This is a genomic window from Micrococcaceae bacterium Sec5.8 (genome assembly GCA_039636775.1).
In the GTDB taxonomy this organism is placed as follows: domain Bacteria; phylum Actinomycetota; class Actinomycetes; order Actinomycetales; family Micrococcaceae; genus Arthrobacter.
The window spans coordinates 1,021,381-1,047,043 of sequence record CP143429.1; the positions used below are offsets into that span (position 1 = coordinate 1,021,381).

The window sequence follows — 25,663 nt, forward strand, 5'->3', positions numbered from 1 at the left end:
GCTCGCAGGCTGGGAGGTCGCGGCGCCGTCGGGCATGTCCAGTGTGCAGGCCCGGGAGTGGACATAGTGGGTTTATGTCCATCCGTGGGGGCTCAGGATGGGCATGTCCGGTGTTGAAGCCTCGGGATGTGCTGCCTTTGGGGGACATGTCCATTGCTCGCAGGCTGGGAGGTCGCGGCGCCGTCGGGCATGTCCAGTGTGCAGGCCCGGGAGTGGACATAGCGGGTTTATGTCCATCCGTGGGGGCCCGGGGTGGGCATGCCCGGTGGCGGTCCCCGCGGAAAGTGCGGCCAGCCCTGCCCGGAAGGTTGTCCTAGCGGCGAACCGCGGCGCGGAGCCTGACGGGCACTTTCCGCGCTGCGGTGAGGCCCCTGCGGGCGGCCTGTGCACCCTTCCGGGCGAGCTGGTAGCCGGTGTAGCGCAGCGTCCGCACCGGGAGGTCCCAGGTTCCGGGGTAGGCCACCTCGCGGCCGCCGAAGGATTTCTTGAACGCCGTGAAGCCGGCCCACTTATGCTCCGGCTGGTCCGCGGGCGCCACTCCCCAAAGGTCCACCTGCTTCAGGCCGCGGTCCTTCGCGTCGGCCATCAGCGTGACCAGCAGTGGAATCCCGGCGCTGAGTTTGCGGTGCGTGTCATCGAGTGCTGCGTGGGCATAGGTGCGGGTGTCCGCGGAATCGTAGGCCAGGGCGGCGGCGATCGGCTCGCCCTCACGTTCGGCGATGAACAGCGTCGCCGCACCGGCCGGCATCAGGGAGCGTGCCACCTGGGTGAGGTATTCATCACTCTGCGGTTTGAAGCCGCTGCGCACAGCCGTCAGGTGCAGGAACCTCAACAGGATGGAGATCTCAGCCGGGTCCTGGCTGGCGCGGAACGTCACGCCCTTCTTGTGGATGTTCCGGTACAGGTTTCTGTTCACCGGCTTCATGTCCGCGAGAACGTCCTTGAACTCCCGGTCCAGGTCAACGATCCAGGTTAGTTCGGGCTGCTGGTTCGCCGGCGCACGCCGGAGGCCGCGTCTACGCAGGGCAGCGTCGGTGCCAGCGGCCGGCAGACCGGCGTCGACCGGTTCAACCCGCACGAACACGGCTCCGCAGCTGCGCGCCAGCACGGTCAGGGCAGCCAGGGCGGCATCGAACCCGGCCAGCGACGCGGCCACCGGCCCGTAAGGGACGTACAGGAGCTTCCCGGTCGGGTTGCTTTCCTCGACGGCCAGGAAACTCCACCCCGGGCCGGAGCGCTGGTGCACGGTCCGGCCCAGGCTGCGCTGGAAGTCCGCCCACGCCGGGCTCTGCAAAAACAGGTCCATGGGTTCAGGCTCCCAGCGCTGTGGTGACGGCGAAGGCCAGGGCGGTCCCGGCGGCACCGGACGCGGCATGCGCATTGACCGGGGCCTCGGCTGCCGGCAGGAACGCGCTCGCGCCCCGCTCCAGGCGCAGCTCGCCCTTGGGGGAGTCCAGGAGAAGGGAACCAGCCACCACAATGATGACCGCCGCCCCCGACTGCGCCACCGGGACGGGCCCGGCGCCGGGTTCCAGCACGATGCGCTGCAGCTGGAACTCGCGGAAAGGCGGCCGGAACAGTTCCTGTCCCAGCATGGTGGTTTCGGGCTCAAGCTTTGGTACGCCGGCGGCCTCAAAGGAGACGGTCCGGAGCAGTTCGGGGATGTCCACGAACTTCGGAGTCAGGCCGCCGCGCAACACGTTGTCCGAGGACGCCATAACCTCGACGCCGAGGCCGTGCAGGTAGGCGTGGACGTTGCCGGCCGGAAGGTACACGGCTTCTCCGGGCTTAAGTGAGATCCGGTTCAGCAGCAACGAAATCAACACCCCGGGATCACCCGGGTACTGCGCGTTGAGGGCCGCCACTGTGGAGAGTTCCGCCTGGAAGGGCGCCGTCGGGGCACCGGAGATGAGGACGGCCGCAATCGCCGACGTCGCTTCGGCCACCTCACTCCCACCGTCGATCAGCCGCTCGAAGGCCGAGCGCAACGCCGTGCCTTCCTCGGGGTGCGCCAAATCCTCCAGCAGCAGTTTGACGAGGGGCGGAAGCTCAAGACCGGCGAGCTCAAAGTCCGCCACGAGCACCTCGAATGCGGCGCGGGCCTGCGCTGCCGGTTTGAAACCGCACAGCGCCTCGAACGGCGTCAGCGCGAGAATCATCTCCGGCTTGTGGAACGGGTCCTTGTAATTGCGCTCCACGGCGGCACGGTCGACGCCGGCGGCCTCTTCGCGGGCGTATCCCTCCCGGGCCTGCTCCAGCGTCGGATGGACCTGCAGGGACAGGGGACTGTCGGCGGCCAGGACCTTCAGCAGGAACGGGAGCCGCGGACCAAACGCGGCCACGCTGTCGCTGCCCAGGTGGTGGCCCGGATCCTCTGCGACCAGCGCGTCCAAAGCCCTGCGCCCGGGCTCGTCCGGCGTGCCGGCGTCCGGCGTGCCGGCGTGTGCCGGCACCGCACGGGCCGGGCGAAGCGCCACCGAGGGGGAGTCCGGATGCGCACCGATCCACAGCTCCGCTTCAGGGCCGCCGGAGGCGGTCCGGCCGAGGAGACCGGCGATGGCTGTGGTGGAGCCCCAGGCGTAGGGCCGGAGGACATTCTCAAGTTCGTACACGGCCGGGGTGTCCCTATCTGTTGTGGAGGCTTGTGGCGGACTATCGGGGGCGGACCATGGGGTCGGCCGGGCTAGAGCGGTGCGCACTGGCCGTTGGTGGCGACCAGATTGCGGATGGACTGTTCGTCACCGTCGAGCTTGAACTGGTTCAGCATCTCCTCGGTGATCGGCTCGCCGTCCGGCGTGGTGGTCACCGGGGTGAAATCCGACGACGGCGCGGGCTGCGTTCCGGGGACGGCGGCCGGCAACCCGCCGGCTGCCGACAGGTGAGAGGGCGCCGGGTCCTGCGGGCCGATGGTGTCCTCCGCCTGTCCGGCCGCAGGGGCGGGGCCGAGGAGGGCATCGACCTTCCGGCGGATCAGGGTGAAGTCCGGGACCGTGGAGAAGGAAGCGTCAAAGTCGGGCGGGCCGATGGTCAGCCGCTTCGCTTCCTGGCCCTTGGCTTTCATGGCCAGGTCCACGAAACTGCCCAGCTGGTCCGCGGAGATGTTGGAGTCGACTACCTTGGTGCCGGCCTTGGCGATGTCCTCGAACTTGGTCAGGAGCGTTGCCGGATCCAACTGCTTGAGCATGGCCTGCTGGACACATTGCTGGCGGGCGATGCGGGCGTAGTCGTCGACGAATTCACGCGAGCGGCCGTACCAGAGGGCGTGGTAGCCGTCCAGCGTGTTGTCGCCGGCCGGAATCCAGCCCAGCGGCATGCCGTGGATTCCGTTGGCTTCGTCGATGGTTTCGCCGCTGATGGGGACCCAGCCGCCGGCCTTGATCCTGATGCCGCCCATGGCATCGATGAGCTTGGCAAAGCCGTCCATGTCCACGAGGACATAGGCCTGGACCTTGATGCCCAGGGTTCCGGACACGGCCTCCAGGGTGGCCTGCGCACCGGGGTCCTCCACTCCGGGGTAGAGGTCCGTGTGCTCGTTGGTGACCTCGGTGTTGATGGCGTTGATGAGGCATTCATCGCCGCAGTCGTAGCCGTGGGGGTAGATCTTGCGCATCGGTGAGTCCTTGCTGAACTGCGCGTTCTGCAGGTTCCGGGGCACCGAAATGATGGCCGTTTGGCCCGTTTTGGCATCCACACTGATCACCGAGAGGCTGTCCGGGCGGCGTCCGGTGCGGTCCGCTCCGGCGTCCCCGCCCATCATCAGGAAGTTGTACCGGCCCTCCGAGGGTTCCATCGAGGGTCCGGAGGAAAAGATGTTGCCAATGGCGTCGCGGCTGACGTTCAGCAGATAGGCCGCATAGCCCAGGGAACCGCTGCTGAGGATCATCGCCAACACCAGCGCAAGCACGACGGCGGGGCGCACGCCGGGTGCCAGCAGCACCGGCCGGATCAGCCGCAGAGTGTTCAGGAAGAGCCCGGCCCAGCCGATGGCCAGCGCTACGAGTCCGATGACCAGCAGCAGCGCGGAATACCGGTTGGTCAGCACCGTGATCAGTGTCGACCGGGACCAGACCAGGAGCGCCAGCGCGAGGATGGCGAGCAGCCAGACGGTGAGAGTGACACGCAGCGCTGTCCGTCCGAGTCTTCTGTTGCCGGCGACAATTTGAGCACTCCCGGGCACCAGCAGTGTCATCAGGACCAGCAGGAAGGCGCGTTTGGTCAGGACCGGTGCCGCCGCCCCTGCGGGGTGGCGGACGGGATCGGTGCGGGACCCGAAGGTTGCCGCGTTCCGCGGCGTCCTCTGACGGGATGAGGCGTAGCTGTCGGTCATAGAAAAATCCTTAGCGGCCGCTCCGGCTGACGACGTTTGCGTCGGCGAACACTTCGCTCACCTTCTGCCGCAGGGTCGCGCCTTTCCGGGTAGCGACGATGTTGAGCTCCTGCGCGAATTCCACCAGTTCGGCGCGGAGCCGGGACGCCAACGGGTCTGTGCCGGCGGCCAACATCCGCACCGCCAGGAGGCCGGCGTTCCGGGCTCCGCCGATGGAAACGGTCGCGACCGGTACTCCGGCGGGCATCTGGACGATGGAAAGCAGGGAGTCCATCCCGTCGAGCGTCTTCAGCGGCACCGGGACACCGATGACCGGCAGCGGCGTGACGGAGGCGAGCATCCCCGGCAGGTGGGCGGCGCCGCCGGCGCCGGCGATCACAACGCGCAGGCCGCGTTCATGCGCGCTTTGGCCATACCGGATCATTTCCAGCGGCATCCGGTGGGCGGAGACGACGTCGGCCTCGAAGGGGATGCCGAACTCGGCCAGGGCCTCGGCCGCGGCCTCCATCACCGGCCAGTCCGAGTCGGAGCCCATCACGAGTCCGACGAGGGGAATCGCGGCGCCGGAGTCCGCCGCTGCCGGGAACGGGCCGTCCGTAGGCGGGGGTGTGCTGCGGGTGCTCATGCGTTCTCCTCGTGGACTCCCGCTGCGGCACGGGACTGGGCCGTTCCGTTGCGGATGATGTTGGCGACCGTGGCGGCGCGTTCGCGCACGTCGTCGACGTCGGTGACAGATCCGCCGACGAGGTTGACGTGGCCGATTTTGCGGCCCGGACGGACCGCCTTGCCGTAGCAGTGGACCTTCGCTGCGGGTTCGCTGGCGAGGGCCGCCGGGTAGGCGGAAAAGAGGTTCTGGTTGGACCCGCCCAGGAAGTTCTTCATCACGACGACGGGCGCCAGCAGGTCGGTGGCGCCCAGCGGCAGGTTCAGGACCGCCCGAAGATGCTGTTCGAACTGGCTGGTCACCGATCCGTCCTGGGTCCAGTGGCCGGTGTTGTGCGGCCGCATGGCCAGTTCATTGATCAGGAATCCGGCGCCGACGCCGGGGGTCTCGAAGAGCTCCACCGCCATGACGCCGGTGACGCCGAGTTCGCCGGCGATCCGCAGGGCGGCGTTCTCCGCCGCCGCGGCGACCTCCAGCGCAATGTCCAAGGCGGGGGCGATGACTTCGTCACAGACACCGTCGACCTGGATTGTATGCACCACGGGCCAGGCCCGGGCTTCACCATCCGGGGTCCGGGCGACCAGCGCCGAAAGTTCGCGGCTGAATTCAACCTTGGCCTCCGCGAGCAGCGGCGACATCGTTTCGAACCAGTCCGCCGTGCGGGCGGCGTCGGCCGCGGAGTCCACGATCCGCACGCCCTTGCCGTCGTAGCCGCCGCGCGGGGTTTTCAGGACGACGGGCCAGCCGGTGTCGTCGCCGAACGCGATCAGTGCGGCGACGTCGTCGACGGCGGCCCAGCGCGGATTGGGCAGTTCCAGCCTGTCGATGGCGGCGCGCATCACGAGCTTGTCCTGGGCGTTGACCAGCGCGTCCGGCCCCGGGTGGACGTTGACGCCGGCCCGCTGCAGCGCCCGGAGGTGTTCCGTGGGCACGTGCTCGTGGTCGAAGGTCAGGACATCCAGGCCGCGGGAGAACTCCAGAAGATGGTCCAGATCGGTGTAATCACCGACCGGTGCGTGGGCCACGGCGGACACCGCTGAGACGTCCTCAGCTTCGGCAAGAACGCGCAGCTCAAAGCCCAGGGCAGTGGCTGCGGGGGCCATCATTCGGGCGAGTTGGCCGCCGCCAACCACGCCGATCACAGGAAAAGTCACATGTCCCAGCCTACCGAAAACCTCGCCATAACCGGGCTTTTGGCCGTCCGGGTGCGGGTTCCGGGCGGCCCGCCGGGCGTTCTCCCGGCAATCGGCGCTAAAATGGGCCGTTGGCCCACTGGCCGAATGTTCGAGACGGCCACGGAGGGTCATGATTACTACACTTACCGAGCGCTTACGCGGGCTGGCCTCGCTTTTCTGGCGCGAAGTGGCCAAATTCGGAGCGGTGGGGGGTGTCGCGTTCATCATCGACAACGGACTCACGTACTACCTGATGCACGGGCCGATGACCGACAGCGAGGCCAAAGCCCGCTTCGTCGGCGCCACCATCGCCACCATCTTCTCCTGGATTGCCAACCGCTTCTGGACGTTCCGCCACCGCCGCCAGGACAACGTGCTCCGCGAATTCGGGATGTTCATCCTGATCAACGGCATCGGCATCGGCATCTCCACCGGGTTCACCGCGCTGGCCAAGTACAGCTTCGGCGTGACGGACAAGAACATGCTGTTCGCCGCCGGAATCGTCGGCATCCTTGTCGCCACAGTGGTGCGTTTCTTCGCTTACCGCTTCCTGGTTTTCAACAAGGAACTCGACGAAGAGCCGGAGTTCTCCCACGACCACGAGATCATCGACCGGCACCCGCAGTCCCACCAGGGCCCCGTCGTCCCAAGCCGCGCCGGCCAGGAATCGGAGCGGCCCGGCCCGCCGGCCTGACCGCAGGGTTCAGCTGGGGCTGACGCGCTCATCGGCGAGCAGCTTCTCTGTCACCGCAACCTCGGGGTGCACCAGCACAACAGACCCGTCGGCTTTCCAGGCGCCCAGCGCCTGGGCCAGGGCGGATTCAAGGCCATTCCCGGCGGGTACCAGCAGCCGCACGCCGTCCTCATGGTCCGCCGCGAAGCCATCGAGCAGCCGGCCGTGGGTGACGTCCGTTCCGCCGGCCGTGTGGACGGCGCGCCGGGACGCCTCCGGGTCCACGTGCGGCATGAAGACGTCGCCGTGGGAGCGCACTTCAGCCGCGTAATCCACGACGCCGGTGGGCAGCCCGCCAGGCCACCGCATCGCCAGCGCCGGCAGCGCCACTGCCACGACGGCGTCGAACGCGCCCAGCGCCGCTGCGGGGCCAGGGTCTGCGGTGGCCAGCAGATCGGCGTCGGCGGCGTCCTCAAAGACGACCTCCATGCCGAGCTGCCAGGCGGCGAGGGCGAGGATGACCGACTTCCAGTGTGCCGGCAGATCCAGCCGCAACCGCGTCCCGGGCTCGGCGTCGAGTTCGTCCTGCAGCAGGTTGCTGGTCTTCGCCACCCAGTTGTCCAGGACCCGGCCGGAGAGTTCAACCCGCTCGGCGTCAGGGCCGTACCAGGTGAGCCGGGGGGAGGTCGACTGGCCGGACCGCAGGGCTGTCATCAGTTCGAATGCCGGGATGTTCATGCGTTCATCCTGCCACGGTCACTGCCGTGTGATCTCCGTCATAGCGCTCCCGGCAGGCAGACCTCCGGCGTGTTGCCGCGACGGAAACTTCCGCGGAATATCGGCAAAAATTTCTTCAGGTGCTCAGTATCCTGATTTTTCCGCTCATTTTCCGGAGTGTCGCAGGAAATTCCCGGGCGTGGCGTGCCGGACTTTAGGTCCGTCAGTGATTAGTATTCCCACCGCAGCTTGACTCGCGGATACTTACACGAGTGTAATTAGGCATCGAAGGGTCAATGCGCGGAGACCGGCGCTCAACCGAGTGTCCCGGGTCAGGCAAGGGCTGCAAAAAATCAGGGAGGAACGCCAATGGGGCTAGCAGAGCGTATCCATGAAGAGGCCGTCGTTGCTGGACAGGCCACGGCCAAGTACCGTTCACGCGGAGTGCCGAGCGACTGGTACGTCGATCCGGCAGATCCGGGCGCAGCGGACCGCTACAACGAACACACGAAGGACTCGCTGCAGGACCAGGCAACCGCCTTCCTCGCAGCCCACGACGAACTTCTGTCCGGGCCGGACCAGGACAACGATCCCAACGATCCGCCCATGGAGCTTCAGACCCTCCATGCCGGCACCACCGCGCAGCCGGTGTGGATCGGATTGCCATCCCAGCAGGACTTCGACGACGAAGGCGAGCTCGGCTGGCAGACGGATGCGCTGTGCGCACAGACCGACCCCGAGGCCTTCTTCCCGGAAAAGGGCGGCTCAACGCGCGACGCCAAGAAAGTCTGCGGGGCGTGCAACGTCCGCTCCCAGTGCCTTGAATACGCCTTGTCCAACGACGAGCGTTTCGGCATCTGGGGTGGCCTCTCCGAGCGCGAGCGGCGCCGGCTTAGGAAGCGAGCGATCTAATTCTTCAGGTAGTACAAGTCACCGCCGTCGTGGTCTCACACGACGGCGGTGACTTTCTCCCCAGGACCCTCGCGGCGCTGGCGGCTCAAACCCGCCCAGCTGAGAACTGCATCGGGGTTGACACCGGTTCCCGTGACCATTCCGCTGCCCTTCTTGAACAGGCGTTCGGCACAGCCAATGTCACGGTTTTCGACCAGGCCCGCAGCGGCATGGGCGGCGCCGTACAGGCAGGCCTCGACGCGCTCGCTGCCCGCAACGGCGGCTCATCCGGCGGCGAACCGTCCGGCGGCGGCTCATCCGACGGCACGACCGCTGGTGTCTCCGGCGAGTGGATCTGGCTGCTGCACGACGACGCGGCCCCGGCTCCCGAAGCCCTCGCCGAACTGCTCCGGGCCGTGGAACGTGCACCTTCTGTCACGGTAGCCGGCTGCAAGCAAGTGGACTGGCACTCCGAGCGCCGCCTGATCGACGTCGGGCTCTCCACGAGCCGCTGGGCCGAACGGCTGACTCTGATCGAGGCTGACGAACTCGACCAGGGACAATACGACGGCCGCAGCGACACCTTCGCCGTCAACTCCGCCGGCATGCTGGTCCGCCGGGACGTCTGGGATTCCCTGCGCGGCTTCGACCCGGCCCTGCCCGGAAGCGGCGACGACGTCGACTTCTGCTGGCGCAACCGGCTCGCCGGACACCGGGTGGTGGTGGTCCCCACCGCCAGGATGTTCCACGTCGCCCGCCGCCCGCACGCCCTCGGGAACGCGACAGCGGCCCGCAAGGCGCAGGTGTACCTGCGGCTCAAGCACGCCCCCTTGTGGAAAGTTCCGCTGCATGCTGCCGGCGCCTTGCTGGGCAGCATCTTCAAACTGGTCCTCAGTATCGCCGTCAAGGACCCGGGCCATGGTTTCTCGCAACTGCTGGCGACCTTTGCCGCCCTTGGGCGCCCTGCCGCCGTCATCCGGGGGCGGCGGAACGCGGCCCGGACGCGCCGCATCCGACGATCCGTCATCAAGGGCCTGCAGACCCCGCGGCGTGAAGTCTGGGCACACCGCCGCTCCCTGATGGAAGCCCTCGGGGCGGACGACCCGGACGAGGCCCTGACCGGGAACGATCCCCTGGCTGAACAGCCCACAGGCGACGCGGCCGACGACTTTGCCACGCTCACCACCTCCGAACGCGGCTGGGTGGGCAACGGCGCCCTGCTGGCCGTGCTCATTACCGCAGCCGCCTCCCTGATCGGGCTGCTTAACCTCTTCCGGGCCGACGCCGTCTCCGGCGGAGCGGCGCTTCCCGTCTCACTGCACCTGAGCGAGATGTGGAACCATGCTTCCGGCTGGTGGATAACCCTCGGCGCGGGGCTGCCCGGCCGGGGCGACCCCTTCGGCTACCTCCTGTGGATCCTTGGCATGCTCGGTGCCGGCAACGCCAATGGCGCGCTGGTCTGGCTGCTCATGCTCGCGATGCCCCTCGCTGCCCTCGGCGCCTGGTTCGCCGCCGGTGCACTGACCCAGCGCCGCCGCCTTCGCCTGGCAGCGGCGCTCGTCTGGGCCGGTGCCCCGGCTCTTCAGGTGGCGCTCAACCAGGGGCGCATCGGAGCCCTGGTGGTCCATGTCGTCATGCCGCTGCTGGTGCTCGCCCTGCTGCGGGCCACCGGCACCGCCGCGGGACGCGGCCGCTTCGCCGTGCCGGCGCCCGGGGACCGCCGGTACACCGAACTTCCCCCTGCCAAACCCGGCGTCAACGGCACACCGTCCTGGACCGCAGCCGCGGCCGCCGGCCTGGCCCTGGCGGTCGTTACCGCAGCCGCACCCTCGCTGCTGATCCCCGGCGTGATGCTCGTGGCACTGTGCGGCACGCTTCTGGGCCGCCGCGGACGGACCGTCTGGTGGGCGCTGTTGCCCAGTCTGGCCTTGTTTGTGCCGTTCCTTCTCTCCACCCTTGACCGGCCACGGGCCCTGCTCGGGGACCCCGGACTGCCTCTGGGCTTCGACGCCGCTCCGCTGTGGCAGCAGGTTCTCGGCCAACCCTTGCGCTTCGCTGCCGACGGCGGCCTCACCGGCCTCTCCCTGTTCGGTGCGGGCTCCGCTGTTCCCTGGGCGCTCCTGCTGGCACTGCTGATTGGCCTGCCGGTGTTGTTCCTGGCCGCGGGCGCGCTGTTCCTCCCGGGCCATCCGGCCCGGATTGCCCGCGCCCTCTGGGCCGCGGCACTGCTGATTCTGGCCGGCGGTTGGCTCAGCAGCCAGGTGGCCACCGGAGCAAATGCCACCGACCTGGTGACCCCCTTTACCGGTCCTGCCGTGTCCGCCGCCGCGTTCGCCCTCCTGGCAGCCTCACTGGCCGGTGCCACGGGCCTGCTGGACGCCGCCGACCGCGCTTCCTCAGCGGCGCTGGGCCGCAGGGTTCTGGTCCGCGCCACCGCTGTAACGGCCATGATCCTCCTGCTGGCCGGCCCGGTGGCCGGCCTCACGGTGTGGGCCGCGCAAAACGTCCAGCCGCAGTCGGAGGGGATGCCCCCCGGAACTGCGGCTGCAGCACCGGCTGCGGATCCGGCGGCCGCCGCTGCCGGCCCGGCGGGAGCCGACCCGGCGGGTGCCGGCACGGGGTCCCTGGGCGCCCGGCGTCTGGTGCAGCCCGCCGGCACCCGATCCCTGCCAGCCACGGCCATCGACCGCGGTCAAGGACCGGAACAGGCCCGCACCCTGATTATTTCCACTCGCGAGGACGGCACGTTCGACGCCGCGCTCATGCGGGGCGCCGGAACAACCCTTGATGCACTGTCCACCATCGCCGCCGCCCGCCCCATTCTTGGGGCGCCGGGCCAGGAGACTGTCCGGGTCGACGATCCCGTCGTCGCCTCCGTCCGCAGCGTTGTCGCCACCGTCGTGGCTGGCCAGGGCGTCGATCCACGCCAGGAGCTGGAGCGGCTTGGCGTCGGCTTCGTGGTCCTTCGGGCCGCCGATGCCGCGGCCCAGCTGACTGCCAGCAGGATGGACGCCGTTCCTGGCCTCGTCGCCGTGGGCAAGACCGACGTCGGCTGGCTCTGGCGGATCAGCCCGCTCAACCAGCCGGTGATTCAGGCGGCCGACGTGGCGCACCGCGTGCGGATCGTCGACGGCGCGGGTGCCACCCTCGGGTTGATTCCTTCCGGGCCGGTGTCAGCAGACGCCGCGGTGCCCTCCGGACCGGAGGGACGGCTTGTGGTGCTGGCGGAACGCGCCGATCCGGGCTGGAGCGCCTGGCTCGGGGGCCGGCGCCTCACCTCCACCACGTCCGGCTGGGCGCAGGCTTTCACTTTGCCCGCGCAGGGCGGCCAGCTCACCATCAGGTACGAGGCCCATTGGGCCCTTTGGATCGGTGTTGCCCAAGCCGTCATCATTGGCCTGACCATCCTGCTTGCCCTCCCCATGCCTGCCCGCCGGCCGAATTCCGGCCTGTCGAGGGACGAAGGCTCCCTGCGTAAGGAACACTCTGATGCCTAGGGACCACAACCCCGCGAATTCCTCCCCGGACGCCCCGGAGAATCCCTTGGACGACGCCGGCAGCGCTCACCGCCCCGGGAGCTCAGCGCGTGCGCCGTTCCGGTCCCGCTGGAGCACGAAGCGGCGCGCGCAGCGGCTGGGCGGGGGGCTGGCAGCAGTCGCCCTCCTGGCGGCCGGCGGCGGACTCGTCTCCGCTGCCGCGCTCAGCCCGCAAGGTCCCGGCAGCAGCAGAGCCCTCGCCGCCCCGCTCGCGGCCGTTCCGGCCGGCAGCAGTGTGGGTATCTGCCCCGGACCGGCGCGGCTCCTCGACGGAGCAGCCGCCGGCACCGATCCACAGTTCAGCGCCGAGTCCGCCAGTGCCAGGACCAGCGTCGATGCCCTGGTACTGGCCTCCGCCGCCGGGACCCTGCCCGGCAGCCGGCTCGCCTCACTGTCCGGCAGCACCGTGGTTGAACTGGCTAAAGCCGCGACCGCGTCAGGGACCCCGGCGCCGGCGACACCCACCCCGGCAAACGCCGTGCAGCTTGCCGGGGTCCTTCCCCAGCGCAGTGTCGATGCCGCCAGCGTCCTGAGTGCCGACGTCCAGGGCGGACGGCAGCCTTCCGCGGGAGCCGTTTTGCGCTACACCGCCGAGGACGGTGACCTCCGGGGGGCCGCGGCCGCCGCCTGCCAGCAGCCGGCGAACGACCTCTGGCTGGTGGGGGCCGCTACGGCGCTGGGCCGGACAGCGGTGCTGAACCTCAGCAACGCCTCCAGCAGTCCGGCCACTGTCAGCCTCGACCTCTTCGGAGCCAAGGGCACCATTCAGGCCCCGGGCAGCCGTGGGCTCCTCGTCGCCCCGGGCACCACCCGCTCCATCATTCTGGCCGGCCTCGCCCCCGGGGAGGAACGGCTGAGCGTGCGGGTGCGCAGCGCAGGCGGTCCGGTCGCTGCGCTCATCCAGCAAAGTGTGCTGCGCGGGTTGACGGCCGGCGGCGTAGAGTTCATCACCCCTGCCGCCGCCCCGGCGCTGCGCCAGGTGGTTCCCGGCGTCGACATCCAGGACGGTGCCGCGGTGGCCGCCCTCACGGGAACGTCCGGCTTCGCAGATGCCGGACCGGCCCTGCAGATTACGGTCCCGGGGTCAGTGGACGCCGTCGTGGCGATCAAGCTGTTTGGACGGGATGGTCAGAAGGCGCTGCCCGCCGGCGGGGTCGTGACAGCAAAAGCTGGATCCGTCACCGAGGTCCCGCTCGCCGGCGTGCCGGCCGGGCCGTACACGGTGGCCATCAGCTCGGACGTTTCGTTCACGGCGGCGGCCCGCGCCACCCGCGGCCTCAAGGCCGAGGACCCCACCGATTTCGCCTGGTCCGCGGCCGCGGCAAGGCTCGGAAGCGAGCACGTCGTACCGGTGCCGGGCGAGGGTGACCGCTATCTGGTTTTCGGTGCTCCCGAGGGGCGGACCACGATTTCCTACGCGCCGGTCACAGCTGACGGCAAGATCCGCACGGCCGCATCCGCCGACATCGCCGGCGGAACCACCGCGTCCGTGAAGGTTCCCGCAGAGGTCCAAGGCTCCCGGCTCGTCGGCTATGTGGTGTCCGCCGCCGGGGATCCCGCGTACGGCGCGGTGCTCCTGCAGCAGGACGGCAGGCAGGACATCTCAACAATTGCCATCGCCCCCGGCGCAGCCGGGCAGGAACAGGTCCCGGTCACACTCGGCTACTGACCGGGCCGCGGCGTACTAGTAGCGGCGGCGGTATACCGGGTCGAGGGACTCCGGCGGAACACCGAGCATCTCGGCGGTGTACTCCACCACAACGTCATGGACCAGGTCCTGGAGTTCGTCGCGGCCCCCGCAGGCGTGTTCCACGACCCGGCGGTAGAGGGTGATCACCGGGCCCTCGTCCGCGGTGGCGGGGGAGTAGGAGCCCATCGGGGCGTGGACGCGGTCCACCACAAGCTGCTCCAGCCCCGGCGGGATCTCATCCACCGCGAAGCGGACACCGTCCAGCGGTTTGCCCCAAATATCGTGCAGCCGCTCAGCGGAATCGAGGACGAAGTCATCGAAGCGGTCAGAGCGGGTGCGGTAACCGGGCAGTGTCGGCAGCATGATCTCGCCGCGGAGCCCGCGGCCGTGCCGGTTCCTCCGCCGCTGGCGGAAGCCCCGGGCGCCGGCATGCCCCGAACCGGACGCCGGGGACCCGGCGTCGGGACCTGCGGCGCCGTTTTCAGCCAAACGGACCGAAAATCCCGGAGCTTGGTGCGATGACTGCATATCTCGACTCTAAACCCGGCGAATGGTTTACGCGACACAGGCCGCCCGACCCGCCGCCCGCGTGCCGGGCCGCTTCCGCGGACGCGGGGGAGTAGTCTGTGATCTCGTGGGAGCTATTCGTCTATGTTCAAGGTCAGCCTGCCGCAACTCAGCGGTGGCAACGTTGACGTACGTTTATGCCGACTCCACCGCCGTCCTGGGGCCCCTGGCAACCTACGCCGAACCGCACTGCTACGACTTGTGCGAACAGCATGCCGGATCCCTGACAGTGCCCCGCGGCTGGGAAGTGCTTCGGCTGGCCATGCCGGCCAGCACCACAGGTCCGGGCCCCGATGACCTCCTCGCCCTTGCCGACGCGGTCCGGGAGGCAGCATACCGGCCCGGCGCGCCGGAAGCCGGACAGGGCCAACGCGGCGTCCACCCCGCCCTGGAGGCTCCGGCCGGGGCCGAGGGCGCCCGCCGGGGGCACCTGCGGGTGCTGCGCGAACCGTCGTAGGCACCAACTGGCGGTAGGCTGGGAACTGCAAAATCCGTAAGCCACCGGCGCCTGCTGCGGCGTCCACCAGGAGCGTTCACCATGCCGAAGATCAGTCCCGAACTGTTGTCTGTCCTGAGATGCCCGGTGACCGGGTCCCCGCTGGAACAGGACGGCGAGGACCACCTCACCACCGCGGCCGGCCCCTCCGGAGAGAAACTGCGCTACCCGATCGAGGACGGCATCCCCCTGCTGCTGCCGCCGGAACTGCTTCCCGCCGCTGCCGCAGCGTCCTCTTCCCAGCACGACGGCGGCCGGCCGGACGGCAGCGCGCCCGCCGGTAGCTAAGCCCGGCCCATCGTTTCTCCGTTCGGCACCGAAGTACTTCCAGCCCCGCCCAGCACGTCCTCCGATGACACAGGCGACCAGGTCCGCGATCTGGCCGCCGGCCACAACAAAGGATTCATATGACTTTCGATTACAAGATTGCGGACATCTCCCTCGCCGAGGCAGGCCGACACCAGATCCGCCTCGCCGAGCATGAAATGCCCGGCCTGATGTCCCTGCGCGAGGAGTTCGGCGCCAGCCAGCCCCTCAAGGGTGCCCGGATCGCCGGGTCCCTGCACATGACAGTGCAGACCGCCGTCCTGATCGAGACGCTCACCGCACTCGGCGCTGAGGTCCGCTGGGCTTCCTGCAACATCTTCTCCACCCAGGACGAGGCCGCCGCCGCAATGGTGGTCGGCACGGGAACTGCCGAGGACCCGCAGGGTGTGCCCGTCTTTGCCTGGAAGGGCGAGACGCTGGAGGAGTACTGGTGGACGGCCGAGCAGATCCTGACCTGGCCGGGTGCGGACAGCAACCCGGATCTGGGCCCGAACATGATTCTCGACGACGGCGGCGACGCCACCATGCTGGTCCACAAGGGCGCCGATTTCGAGGCCCTGGGCGCCGTCCCGGCCACCACCGACGACGAATCCGAGGAAGGCCGGGTCTTCCTCGAGGTGCTGCGCGCCTCGCTGGAGGCGGACCCGAAAAAGTGGACCCGGATCGGCTCGCGCCTGCTGGGCGTCACGGAGGAAACCACCACCGGTGTGCACCGCCTCTACCAGCTCGCGGAACAGGGCAAGCTGCTGTTCCCCGCCATCAACGTCAACGACTCCGTCACCAAGAGCAAGTTCGACAATAAGTACGGCATCCGCCACTCGCTGCCCGATGGCATCAACCGCGCCACCGATGTCCTGATGGGCGGCAAGGTTGCCGTTGTCTGCGGCTACGGCGACGTCGGCAAGGGTGCGGCCGAAGCCTTCCGCGGCCAGGGCTCCCGCGTGATCGTCACCGAAATTGATCCCATCTGCGCGCTTCAGGCAGCAATGGATGGCTATCAGGTGGCCAAGCTCGAATCCGTCCTGGCCGAGGGCCACATCTTCATCACCACGACGGGCAACAAGGACGTCATCATGGCCGAGCACATGGCCGGGATGCGGGACAAAGCGATTGTGGGCAATATCGGCCACTTCGACAATGAGATCGACATGGCCGGCCTGGCCAGAATCCCGGGCATCAAGAAGGTCGAGATCAAGCCCCAGGTGCACGAATGGGTCCTGGATGCCGGGACCGCAGAAGAGCGTTCCATCATCGTCCTGTCCGAAGGCCGGCTGCTGAACCTCGGCAACGCCACCGGACACCCATCGTTCGTAATGAGCAATTCCTTCGCGAACCAGACGATTGCGCAGATTGAGCTCTTCACCAAGCGCGACCAGCCCGAAGGTGAACGGGAATACGGCAAGCAGGTCTACGTGCTGCCCAAGGTTCTCGACGAGAAGGTCGCCAGGCTTCACCTCGACGCCCTCGGCGTCGAGCTGACCGAGCTCTCAAAGGAGCAGGCCGCCTACCTGGACCTGGAGGTATCCGGGCCTTACAAGCCGGACCACTACCGCTACTAGGCAACTGACCAGAGGGCTTCGGACGTCCGTCCGAAGCCCTCTGCGTGCCCGGCTCGTGGCGCAGCCGGCCGCCCGCCCCGGCGGGAAGTCACTTATGCTGTGAAAGTAACGTCTGGAAGGACCTGAGTATTGTGAAGACCCCAATAAGCCGGAGCGCCGGACGAAAGCTCGCCGTGCTGGGAGCGGTCTGCGCCCTCGCCGCGGCCGGCGGGGTGTTCGCAGCGGGCGCCGGATTGTCCCCGGCTTCCTTCGCGTCCGAGGCCGCCTCCCCGGAACGCTCGACGCCGGGACTCGCTTTTCCGGTCGTGGCCCCGGCGCAGCTGGACGCCACACCGGCCAACGAGGCCAAGCAGGTCAACCCGGCCGCGCCCGTGACGCTGAACGTCAAAAACGGCCGGATCGACCGCGTGTCGCTGACGAGTGCTTCCGGTGACGCCGTCGACGGAACGCTCAGCGCCGACGGCTCCAGCTGGACGGCGGGTGCACCGCTGAAGTTCAACACCCGCTACAGCTACACCTATTCAGTGCTGGACGCGGCAGGCCGCAAGGACAACACGACGCAGACGTTCACCACCGTGTCCGCTGCCAACGAAGCCGACGCCGCCATCTACCCGCTGGACGGCATGAAGGTGGGGGTGGCGCAACCGCTGCAAATCACGTTCAGCGAGCCGGTCCTGAACCGGGACGCCGTCGAAAAGGCCATCAAAATCAGCTCCACATCGGGGCAGGCAGGTGCCTTCCACTGGTTCAGCAACACCATGGTCCGGTACCGGCCAGAGAGCTTCTGGGCCGCCAACAGCACCATCACCATGGACCTGCAGCTTTTCGGAGTGGACCTCGGCAACGGCCAGATCGGTAACTTCAATAAGAAGGTCACCGTCCACATTGGCGACAAGAAGGTCGGTATTGCGGATGCTACGGCGCATACTTTCACGGCCAGCATCAATGACCAGAAGGCCGGCCAGTGGCCCGCGACCATGGGGGACACCCGGTTCCCCTCCGCCCGCGGGTATCTGGTGTTCATGGAGAAGTATCGGGTGGAGCACATGGATGCATCCACGATCGGTCTCAAACCGGGCGACCCGGCCTATTATGGGCAGCTGGACGTTAACTACGCGACGCGGTTGACCCCGAGCGGTGAGTTCATCCACCAGGCCACGGAGTCCGCCATGCCCTATCTCGGCGCCGCCAACCTCTCCCACGGCTGCATCGGCCTGGGCCCGGACGGGGCGAAGTGGGTCTTTGAGAACATGACCACCGGTGACGTGGTCCAGGTGGTCAACACCGACGGTGACTTCGCCGCCGTCGACGACGGTTACGGGGACTGGAACATCCCGTGGGCGCAGTACGCCAATTAAGCTCCGGTTCGCGGAGGACTCCGCGGACGGCTGACGGTATTTCCTTGGGGGACAGGTTATGGACGAGATGACAACGGGCCCGGACGGGCCGCCGCGCGGCGGCGAACGTGCAGGCCGCGGCAGCAGGCGCAGCCGAAAAATGCTGGCCGTACTGGCCGTCTGCGCCGTCGTCGGTGCCGGCGGCATCGGCGTCGCGACGGCGCCCGCCCCGGCCGAAGCGGAGCTGCCGTCAGAGTCGGCTTCCCCGATGCGGAACGTGACCGGCCTCGCGGCTCCGGTGGTGAAACCCGTCGAACTCGCAGTGACTCCTAGGGACGGGGCGAAGGCGGTCAACCCCGCAGCTCTGCCATCAGTGAAGGCAGTGAACGGCACCGTGAAGGACGTCGCACTGGAGCGGGCCTCCGGCGGCGGCCGCATCCCGGGGACCACCAGCCCGGACGGCTCCACCTGGACTGCCGGGGAACCCCTCGAATTCGATACTCACTACACGTACAGCTTCACGGTTGTTGACCAGGCCGGCCGGGAGACGACGACGACCCAGGCCTTCGCGACCGTCGCCAAAGCCAACGAGGCCGACGCAGCCGTGTACCCCGTCAACGGGAGCACCGTGGGCGCCGGCCAGCCCATCGAGATCGTGTTCAGTGAACCGGTGCTGAACAAGGAGGCTCTGGAGAAAGCCGTCACCGTCTCGGCGTCCTCCGGCCAGGCCGTTGCGTGGCGCTGGTATTCGGACCGGCGCGTCCGGATCCGGCCCGAGGCCTTCTGGGCGTCGAACAGCACCATCACCCTTGACCTCAAGCTCTTCGGTGTTGATTTCGGCAACAAGATGATCGGTAACTCCAACACCAAAGTGTCCTTCAGCGTCGGGCCGCAGCGACTCGCGGTGGTTGATGACCTCACCAAGACGATGAACGTGTACTTCGACGGCCGGCTGGTCAGAACCGCGCCGGTCACCCTCGGAGACGCTGACTGGCTCTCACCAACCGGCTTTGCCGTCATCATGGAGCAGGAACGCCACTCCAAGTTCAACGCCGGCAGCATTGGCCTTGAACCCGGCGACAAGGGCTACTATCCGCCGCTGACGGTGGAATACGCCAACCGGCTCACCAGCTCCGGGGTCTACGTCCACCAGGCGCTCGAATCAGCCTGGGGTGCGGTGGGCAGGTCCAACGTGTCTCACGGCTGCGTCGGGCTGCTTCCGGCGGACGCGGCCTGGTTCTTCGGCAACATGAAAACCGGTGACGTCGTCCAGACCCTCAACACGGGAGCCCCCGCCGTCGAGCCGCTGGAAGGCTTCGGGGACTGGAACATCCCCTGGGCCCAATACGCCAAACGCTAAGGGCGGGGCAGGGTGCATAAACCCCATATCGTTACGGGGTGGCATCTCGCCCGCGTTGCGGCTCGGGCGGTAGGCTCGAAGGCAGATAAGGAGCGTCGCCAGGTAAGGCCCGGCGGCGCGGACGCCTACGGAAGTGAAGCTGCACGTGACTGACTCAAGTCCCACCCCTCCGAACCGGCAGGATCCGCAGCTGGATCCGGCCGACGACGCTGACGAACCCGCGTTCGACTGGATGAAGCCGAGCTCCGCGGAGAAGCGTCCTGCCGACTCCGGCCGTCCGGCGGGATCGCCAGCGGCTGTCCCCGCCCCACCCCACCCCGGTCCGGTTTCGTCGGGCGCTGTTTCGTCGGGCACGGCTCCGTCGGAGACCACGACGCCGGCGGCTGCCAGCCGGGGAACGGAAACGCCGGCCTTGCGCCGGGCCGTCGGCGGTTCCGACCGCAAGGCCGCCGACGCCGTCGAGCCGGCTTCCACGGGCGGCAGCGGACGCTTCAGCGAGCCGCTGCCGACGTCCGCGCTTCCCGTCCGGCCCCCGGAGGAGGAGGTGCAGCGCCGCAACGCCGAGCGGGAGCACGCAGCCAACGCCAAGCCCGTCGCCCCGCGGGTGATGCAGGTCCTCCTGGCACTCTGCTTTCCTGTCATCGTGCTGGTGCTGGCTGTCCGGGCCGTCGCCAGCCCGTTGTTCCTCTGGGTGGAGTACAACCGGCCAGGCTTTCCGGGGGACGGCTACGGTTTCAGCACCGATGACCGCATGACCTACGGCTCCTACGCCGTGGACTACCTCAGCAACTGGGCCGGACCGCGGTACCTGGGTGAGCTCGTCCAACGCGGCGGGGAAAAGCTGTTCAAGGGCGGCGAGGTCAGCCACATGGCCGACGTCAAGGTGGTCATCCTGTCTGCGTTCGGCGCCGGAGCAGTCCTGCTGCTGCTGAGCCTGGTCGCGGTCATCTACTTGCGACGCCGCAGCCGCGGCGGGGTGCGCCGCGGCCTCTTTGCAGGCGCCCTCATTGCCCTGGTCATCATTCTCAGCCTCGGCGTGCTCGGTGTGCTGGGCTGGGAACAGTTCTTTACCCAGTTCCACAGCGTTTTCTTCGCCAGCGGCACCTGGACGTTCTCCTTGCAGGACACCCTGATCCGGCTGTTCCCGGCGCAGTTCTGGGTGGACGGCGGCATCGTGATCGCCGGCCTGGTGCTGATCGTCTCGCTCCTGACCCTGATCCTCACCTGGCCGACGCGCAAGCGCCGCGGGCTGCCCAGACGCGGTGCCGCGCCGCAGGACCTTGCCGGCGGGGAAACCGCGGCAGCAGCCTCCACCGGTTCCGCCGCGGGCAGCCCCGCCCCGGCCAAACGCCCATTCTTCCGCCGCAGCAAGGCTGAGACGCCCGCCGGGCTATCCTCCGGCGCAAGCCAGGGCCATGGGCCGGACTCAGCCGCAGGTCCTGCGAACACCCCGGAGACAACGACCACCGGCACCGCCGCGACCGGCTCCCGGGATGCCCCCACCCGGGGGCAGTCCAGCTCCGTCTAGCAGCTCTGTAGCGTCCAACAGCTGAACAGGAAGCGGCCGGCACCATCGGTGCCGGCCGCTTCCTTACTTTAGCGGGTGCCTTTGCGGGTGCCTCCGCGGGTGCCTCCGCGGGTGCCTCCGCGGGTGTCAGCCGTAGATGCGCTCAATCTCAGCTTCGAAGTCACGAACGACGACGGCGCGCTTAAGTTTCAGAGACGGCGTCAAGTGACCGGACTCCACCGTGAAGTCGGCGTCGAGGACGACGAAGCTGCGGATGGACTCGGCCTTCGACACCAGGGCGTTCGCGTTGTCCACTGCACGCTGCAGGGCAGTCCGCACCAGTTCACTGCTGCGGGCTTCGGCGGGGCTCAACGGATCAAGCCGGCGCACGGCGCACCAATTCTCCAGGCCTTCCGGGTCCAGGTTGATCAGCGCCGACACAAACGGCCTGCCATCGCCGATTACCACGGCCTGGAGGACCAGTTCGTGCTCGCGGATCTTTTCCTCCAACGGGCCGGGCGCGACGTTCTTGCCGCCCGCGGTGACCAGCAGGTCCTTCTTCCGGCCGGTGACTGTCAGGAATCCTTCCGCGTCAAGGGACCCGAGGTCGCCCGTGCGGAAAAACCCGTCCACGAAAGCTTCCGCATTGGCCTCGGCGTCGTTGTGGTACCCCTTGAAGACGCCGATGCCCTTGACCAGAATCTCGCCGTCCCCGGCGACCCGGATGGTAGTTCCCGGCACGGGGATGCCGACCGTTCCCACTTTGGTCCGGGTCGGGGTGTTGGCCGTGCACGGTGCCGTGGTTTCGGTGAGGCCGTAGCCTTCCAGGACCGGGACGCCGGCACCGCGGAAGAAGTGGGCATCGTGGGCACTGAGCGGGCTGGCGCCCGAGACGGTGTAGCCCAGCCGGCCGCCGAAGGCCTGCCGGAGTTTGGGGTACAGCACCCGGTCGAAGAGGGCGTGTTTGGCGCGGGTCATCCGTCCGGGGCCGGTCCCGTTCCCCCTGGCAGCGGCGTCGAGAGCCCGGGAGTAGTCGATCGCGACGGCAGCGGCTGCCCCGAACAGGCGGTCCTTGCCCGCGAGGGCCGCCTTGTGGGCGGCGCCGGCATAGACCTTTTCGAAAATCCGGGGCACGACGAGCAGAAACGTGGGCTGGAAGCTGGCCAGGTCCGCCAGGAGCTCCTTGGCACTGGCGGTGTGTCCCACAGTGGTCCCGGCGGCCAGACAGATCACCTGGACGGCGCGGGCGAGGACGTGGGCCAGCGGGAGGAACATCAGGGTCCGGGTGCGGGGCTGCATCAGGATTTCGGGCAGGAACGGGACGATGTTCCTGGCGACCAGCGCGAAGTTTCCGTGCGTGATTTCGCAGCCCTTGGCCCGGCCGGTGGTGCCGGAGGTGTACACCAGGGAAGCGACGTCCGCGAGGCCTGCCGCCGAGCGGTGCCGCTCGAGCTCGGCATCGCTGACTCCGCCGCCTGCCGCTGCCAGGCTGGCGAGGTTGGGGGCGGCGCCGTCGTAGTCCATCCGGACCACCGGCAGCACGGTGTCGCCAAGCACGCCGGAGTTGTCCAGAACCTGCCGGACCAGGCCGGTTTTGGCCTCATTTTCCGCGAAGATCCGCCGGGCGCCCGAATCGTTGAGAATCCACTCAATCTGGCTGGCAGAGGACGTCTCGTAAATGGGCACGGGCACGCCGCCGGCGAACCAAATGGCGAAGTCCACCACGGTCCATTCGTAGCGGGTGCCGGACAGCACCGCCACGGTGTCCCCGGGAGTAATGCCGCCGGCGATCAGGCCCTTGGCCAGCGCCCGGACCTGGTCCAGGAATTGTTGGGCGGAAACGTCGGCCCAGCCGGCCGGACCTTTGCGTGCATACAGGGCGTGGACCGGATCCTTGGCGTGCTGCTCCAGCAGAAGGTCGGTCACGTTGCTGCCCGGATCCAGTTCGACGAGCAGTCCGGTGCTTGCTTCTCTCACAGCCGTTTCTTTCGTTCCGGGTCCGCCGGGTGCCGGGGGACGTCCCTTGCCATCCTGCCCTAGATCCAGGACGGCATCCACATCCGGAACCGCCAATCCTGGTACGTGATGGTTTCGGCGGTCCACACCGGATAGAAGAACGCGGAGACGATGACGGCCGTAACCACAAAGAGGGCCACGACGTACAGCCCGGAACGGCGCCGCCACAGCGGGTCCGTGCGCCGGCCCAGGACCAGGCCCAAACAGTAGGCGAGGGCCAACACCAGGAAGGGCTCGAAGGACACCGCGTAGAAATAGAACATGGTGCGTTCCGGGTAAAGGAACCAGGGGAGGTATCCGGCCGCCACGGCCGCGAGAACGGCTCCGGCCCGCCAGTCCCGGCGCCCGGCCCACCACAAGAGCAGCACACCCAGGCAGACGGCGGCACCCCACCAGATCACCGGGTTGCCCACGGACAGGATCGCCGTGGTGCAGCTGGCGGTGTTGCACCCCGGGCTGCCCTGCTTGGGGGACTCGTAGAAAAAGGAGGTGGGCCGTCCGAGCACCAGCCAGCTCCAGGCACTGGCCTCATAGGGGTGGTCCGAGCTGAGTCCTTGATGGAATTTGTAGGCCTCCAGGTGATAGTGCGCCAGGGACCGGACGGCGTTGGGCAGCCAGCCCCACTCCGCTGAGGGGACCGTCCCGGCCCAGTTCCGGAAGTACGCGTCCTTGGAACGGAACCAGCCGGTCCAGGTGGCGGCGTATACCAGCGCGGCCACCGGCACGATGCTGAGGAAGGCCGGGATCCCGTCCTTGAGAATTCCCCCGCTGATCCAGCCGTGGATTCCCGCGATCCGCCGCGCGCTCAGGTCCCAGAAGACCGTCAGGAGCCCGAAGCCGGCCAGGAAAAACAGCGCAGACCACTTGGTGCCGACGGCCAGTCCCAGACAGATCCCGGCCGCGAGCCGCCACCAGCGGACTCCCAGCCAGGGTCCCGACGCCAGTTGCAGCAGGCCGGGCCGGCCGTCCGGCACATCAGCCCCCTGCCGGCCCAGCCGTTCGGCAAGCCGGCGGCGGCCATCGTCGCGGTCCAGGAGCAGAGCACCGAAGGCGGCAAGAACCCAAAACATCAGGAAGATATCCAGCAACGAGGTCCGGGACATCACCAGGTGGTGTCCATCCACCGCCAGCAGCACCCCGGCCACGGCCCCGAGGGTCAGGGAGGAGAGCAGTTTCTGGGCGATGAGGGCCACCAGGAAAATGGACAGCGTGCCGGTCAGGGCTGCTCCGAACCGCCAGCCGAAGGGGTTGTCCGCGCCGAAGAGCCACATCCCGGCGGCGATCATCCACTTTCCGACCGGCGGGTGGACGACGTACTCGGGGGTATCCAGGAGTACCCCTGGATTGCCGGCGATAAAGGAATCGTTGGCTTTCTCCGGCCACGCCCGTTCGTAGCCGGAGACCAGCAGCGAATAGGCGTCCTTGACGTAGTAGGTCTCGTCGAAGACCAGGTTGCGCGGCGAGTCCAGCCGAACGAAGCGCAGTACACCGCCGAGAACCGCGGTGATGAGGGGTATGAGCCAGAACCACAGCCGGAGCGAGGGCGGGTGATCCCGCCAGCTTCGGATGTCGCCGATCAGGCGGTCCTTGAGGGCTTCGGGAGTGAACGCCTCCGCCGGGCGGCTGATCCAGCGGTGCCCTTCCAGATTGCGTCCGGTGCTGGGGGCTGGGGGCGCCGAACCGGTGGAGCCGGCATCGACAGGCCGCGTGGGGGTCTGCGTCACGCTGCCCATGCTACCTTTTGCGGCCAGGCCCGCGGCCGGCTGCCGGGCCGTTTCGCGGGTCCGGCAGGTCCGGCCCCGCCCCTGCCAGCAGTAGGCTGGTCGTGTGGATCCTCAACTCAGCACTTCCCCGACCCTTCCCGGCGACAGCGTGGTCCCCGCGGACCACACCGGGGACGGACCCGGTCCCGGGACAGGAGAAGAGCCAGTAACGGCGCCGGTTCCGCCTACCGGCGGGCCCGGCCGGATCGTGCTGGCGGCAACCCCGATCGGCAACGCCGGGGACGCGACCTACCGGCTCGTAGAGCTGCTGACGACGGCGGACATCGTTGCCGCCGAAGACACCCGGCGGCTGCACCGGCTGGTCCAGAACCTGGGCATCACCGTGGCCGGCCGGATCATCAGCTACCACGAGCACAACGAAGCCGCCAAGACCGGTGAACTCCTGGAACAGGTGCGGGCCGGGAAGACCCTCGTCATGGTGACCGATGCCGGTATGCCGTCCGTCTCGGACCCCGGCTTCCGTCTGGTCGAAGGGGCGGTGGCCGCCGGACTGACCGTTACCGCCGCGCCCGGGCCGTCCGCGGTGCTCACCGCGCTGGCGCTCTCGGGCCTGCCGACGGACCGGTTCTGCTTTGAGGGGTTCCTGCCCCGCAAGGCGGGGGAGCGGTCCTCCCGGCTCGCGGATCTCGACGCGGAACGGCGCACCATGGTCTTTTTCGAGGCGCCGCACCGCCTGGAGCCCATGCTCCGGGCGCTGCGGGAGCGGTTCGGCGCGGACCGGCGCGCCGCCATCTGCCGGGAACTGACCAAGACCTATGAGGAGGTCATCCGCGGCACCCTGCGCGAACTGCTTGAGTGGGCCGAGTCCAACGAGGTGCGGGGTGAGATTGCCGTCGTCGTAGGCGGTGCCCCGGCGCGGGAACCGGGCAAACCGGAGGACCACGTGGCCGACGTGAACGCGCTGATGGCGCAGGGTATCCGGCTCAAGGAAGCCGTCGCGGCCGTGGCGGAGGACGCCAAAATCAGCAAGCGCGAACTTTATTCCGCCGTGCTCGCCGCCCGGTAGCGCGGGCCCGGCCGGACGGCCGTCCGCTGTG

Annotated in this window: 20 protein-coding genes; 11 read left to right on the forward strand and 9 right to left on the reverse strand. The window is 68.5% G+C overall.

Annotation, left to right across the window (positions count from 1 at the left end; all coding sequences use genetic code 11):
- Positions 1-313: 313 nt before the first annotated feature.
- From VUN84_04725 to VUN84_04745, 5 genes are all read right to left on the reverse strand, one after another.
- Positions 314-1,306, reverse strand: coding sequence for a peptidoglycan bridge formation glycyltransferase FemA/FemB family protein (locus tag VUN84_04725; protein ID XAS64983.1), 993 nt, complete (start codon positions 1,304-1,306; stop codon positions 314-316).
- Positions 1,307-1,310: 4 nt separating this feature from the next.
- The gene (gene manA, locus VUN84_04730; GenBank protein XAS64984.1) at positions 1,311-2,612 is read right to left on the reverse strand and encodes a mannose-6-phosphate isomerase, class I; all 1,302 of its coding nucleotides are present in this window, start codon (positions 2,610-2,612) and stop codon (positions 1,311-1,313) included.
- A 71-nt stretch (positions 2,613-2,683) separates the two neighbouring features.
- On the reverse strand, positions 2,684-4,327 hold the full coding sequence (locus tag VUN84_04735) for an LCP family protein (protein XAS64985.1): 1,644 nt from the start codon (positions 4,325-4,327) through the stop codon (positions 2,684-2,686).
- 10 nt (positions 4,328-4,337) lie between these two features.
- Positions 4,338-4,862 (reverse strand): 5-(carboxyamino)imidazole ribonucleotide mutase, encoded by a 525-nt coding sequence (purE, locus tag VUN84_04740; protein ID XAS65754.1) that lies wholly within the window; start codon positions 4,860-4,862, stop codon positions 4,338-4,340.
- 86 nt (positions 4,863-4,948) lie between these two features.
- Entirely contained in the window at positions 4,949-6,097 is a 1,149-nt protein-coding gene (locus VUN84_04745) for a 5-(carboxyamino)imidazole ribonucleotide synthase (protein XAS65755.1), read from the reverse strand.
- Between the two features lie 199 nt (positions 6,098-6,296).
- On the opposite strand from VUN84_04745, the gene VUN84_04750 reads away from it, so the two are divergent.
- Positions 6,297-6,860, forward strand: coding sequence for a GtrA family protein (locus tag VUN84_04750; protein ID XAS64986.1), 564 nt, complete (start codon positions 6,297-6,299; stop codon positions 6,858-6,860).
- Positions 6,861-6,869: 9 nt separating this feature from the next.
- Here the strand turns inward: VUN84_04750 and VUN84_04755 are convergent, their stop codons facing one another.
- On the reverse strand, positions 6,870-7,577 hold the full coding sequence (locus VUN84_04755) for a TIGR03089 family protein (protein ID XAS64987.1): 708 nt from the start codon (positions 7,575-7,577) through the stop codon (positions 6,870-6,872).
- 348 nt (positions 7,578-7,925) lie between these two features.
- Here VUN84_04755 and VUN84_04760 point away from each other — a divergent pair, with 348 nt between their 5' ends.
- From VUN84_04760 to VUN84_04770, 3 genes are read left to right on the forward strand one after another with little or no spacing between them, the layout of a single operon-like run.
- Positions 7,926-8,468, forward strand: coding sequence for a WhiB family transcriptional regulator (locus VUN84_04760; protein ID XAS64988.1), 543 nt, complete (start codon positions 7,926-7,928; stop codon positions 8,466-8,468).
- Between the two features lie 29 nt (positions 8,469-8,497).
- The gene (locus VUN84_04765) at positions 8,498-11,944 is read left to right on the forward strand and encodes a glycosyltransferase (GenBank protein XAS64989.1); all 3,447 of its coding nucleotides are present in this window, start codon (positions 8,498-8,500) and stop codon (positions 11,942-11,944) included.
- The gene (locus tag VUN84_04770; protein ID XAS64990.1) at positions 11,937-13,652 is read left to right on the forward strand and encodes a DUF5719 family protein; all 1,716 of its coding nucleotides are present in this window, start codon (positions 11,937-11,939) and stop codon (positions 13,650-13,652) included. Before VUN84_04765 ends, VUN84_04770 begins: the two co-directional genes overlap by 8 nt.
- Before the next feature lie 15 nt (positions 13,653-13,667).
- Here VUN84_04770 and VUN84_04775 read toward each other — a convergent pair whose 3' ends face one another.
- Positions 13,668-14,201, reverse strand: a complete 534-nt coding sequence (locus tag VUN84_04775; GenBank protein ID XAS64991.1) for a metallopeptidase family protein — start codon at positions 14,199-14,201, stop codon at positions 13,668-13,670.
- A gap of 106 nt (positions 14,202-14,307) precedes the next feature.
- Between VUN84_04775 and VUN84_04780 the strand changes: the two genes are divergently transcribed.
- The 6 genes from VUN84_04780 (at position 14,308) to VUN84_04805 (ending at position 20,847) form a co-directional block, all read left to right on the forward strand.
- Entirely contained in the window at positions 14,308-14,697 is a 390-nt protein-coding gene (locus VUN84_04780) for a DUF3499 domain-containing protein (protein XAS64992.1), read from the forward strand.
- Between the two features lie 81 nt (positions 14,698-14,778).
- Positions 14,779-15,024: a Trm112 family protein gene (locus VUN84_04785; GenBank protein ID XAS64993.1), complete on the forward strand. Its 246-nt coding sequence runs from the start codon at positions 14,779-14,781 to the stop codon at positions 15,022-15,024.
- Between the two features lie 119 nt (positions 15,025-15,143).
- A complete protein-coding gene (gene ahcY, locus VUN84_04790; protein ID XAS64994.1) occupies positions 15,144-16,622 on the forward strand; it encodes an adenosylhomocysteinase in 1,479 nt (492 codons plus the stop codon).
- A gap of 131 nt (positions 16,623-16,753) precedes the next feature.
- Complete coding sequence (locus VUN84_04795; GenBank protein ID XAS64995.1) at positions 16,754-17,980, forward strand: Ig-like domain-containing protein; 1,227 nt, start codon at positions 16,754-16,756, stop codon at positions 17,978-17,980.
- 67 nt (positions 17,981-18,047) lie between these two features.
- Complete coding sequence (locus VUN84_04800; protein XAS65756.1) at positions 18,048-19,319, forward strand: Ig-like domain-containing protein; 1,272 nt, start codon at positions 18,048-18,050, stop codon at positions 19,317-19,319.
- 145 nt (positions 19,320-19,464) lie between these two features.
- The gene (locus VUN84_04805; GenBank protein XAS64996.1) at positions 19,465-20,847 is read left to right on the forward strand and encodes a TIGR01906 family membrane protein; all 1,383 of its coding nucleotides are present in this window, start codon (positions 19,465-19,467) and stop codon (positions 20,845-20,847) included.
- 126 nt (positions 20,848-20,973) lie between these two features.
- On the opposite strand, the gene VUN84_04810 is transcribed toward VUN84_04805, so the two are convergent.
- Together VUN84_04810 and VUN84_04815 are read right to left on the reverse strand one after the other, a co-directional pair.
- Entirely contained in the window at positions 20,974-22,803 is a 1,830-nt protein-coding gene (locus tag VUN84_04810) for an AMP-dependent synthetase/ligase (GenBank protein XAS64997.1), read from the reverse strand.
- Between the two features lie 59 nt (positions 22,804-22,862).
- Positions 22,863-24,575: a phospholipid carrier-dependent glycosyltransferase gene (locus VUN84_04815; protein ID XAS64998.1), complete on the reverse strand. Its 1,713-nt coding sequence runs from the start codon at positions 24,573-24,575 to the stop codon at positions 22,863-22,865.
- 235 nt (positions 24,576-24,810) lie between these two features.
- Between VUN84_04815 and rsmI the strand changes: the two genes are divergently transcribed.
- Positions 24,811-25,632, forward strand: a complete 822-nt coding sequence (gene rsmI, locus VUN84_04820) for a 16S rRNA (cytidine(1402)-2'-O)-methyltransferase (protein XAS65757.1) — start codon at positions 24,811-24,813, stop codon at positions 25,630-25,632.
- The last annotated feature ends 31 nt before the right edge of the window (positions 25,633-25,663 follow it).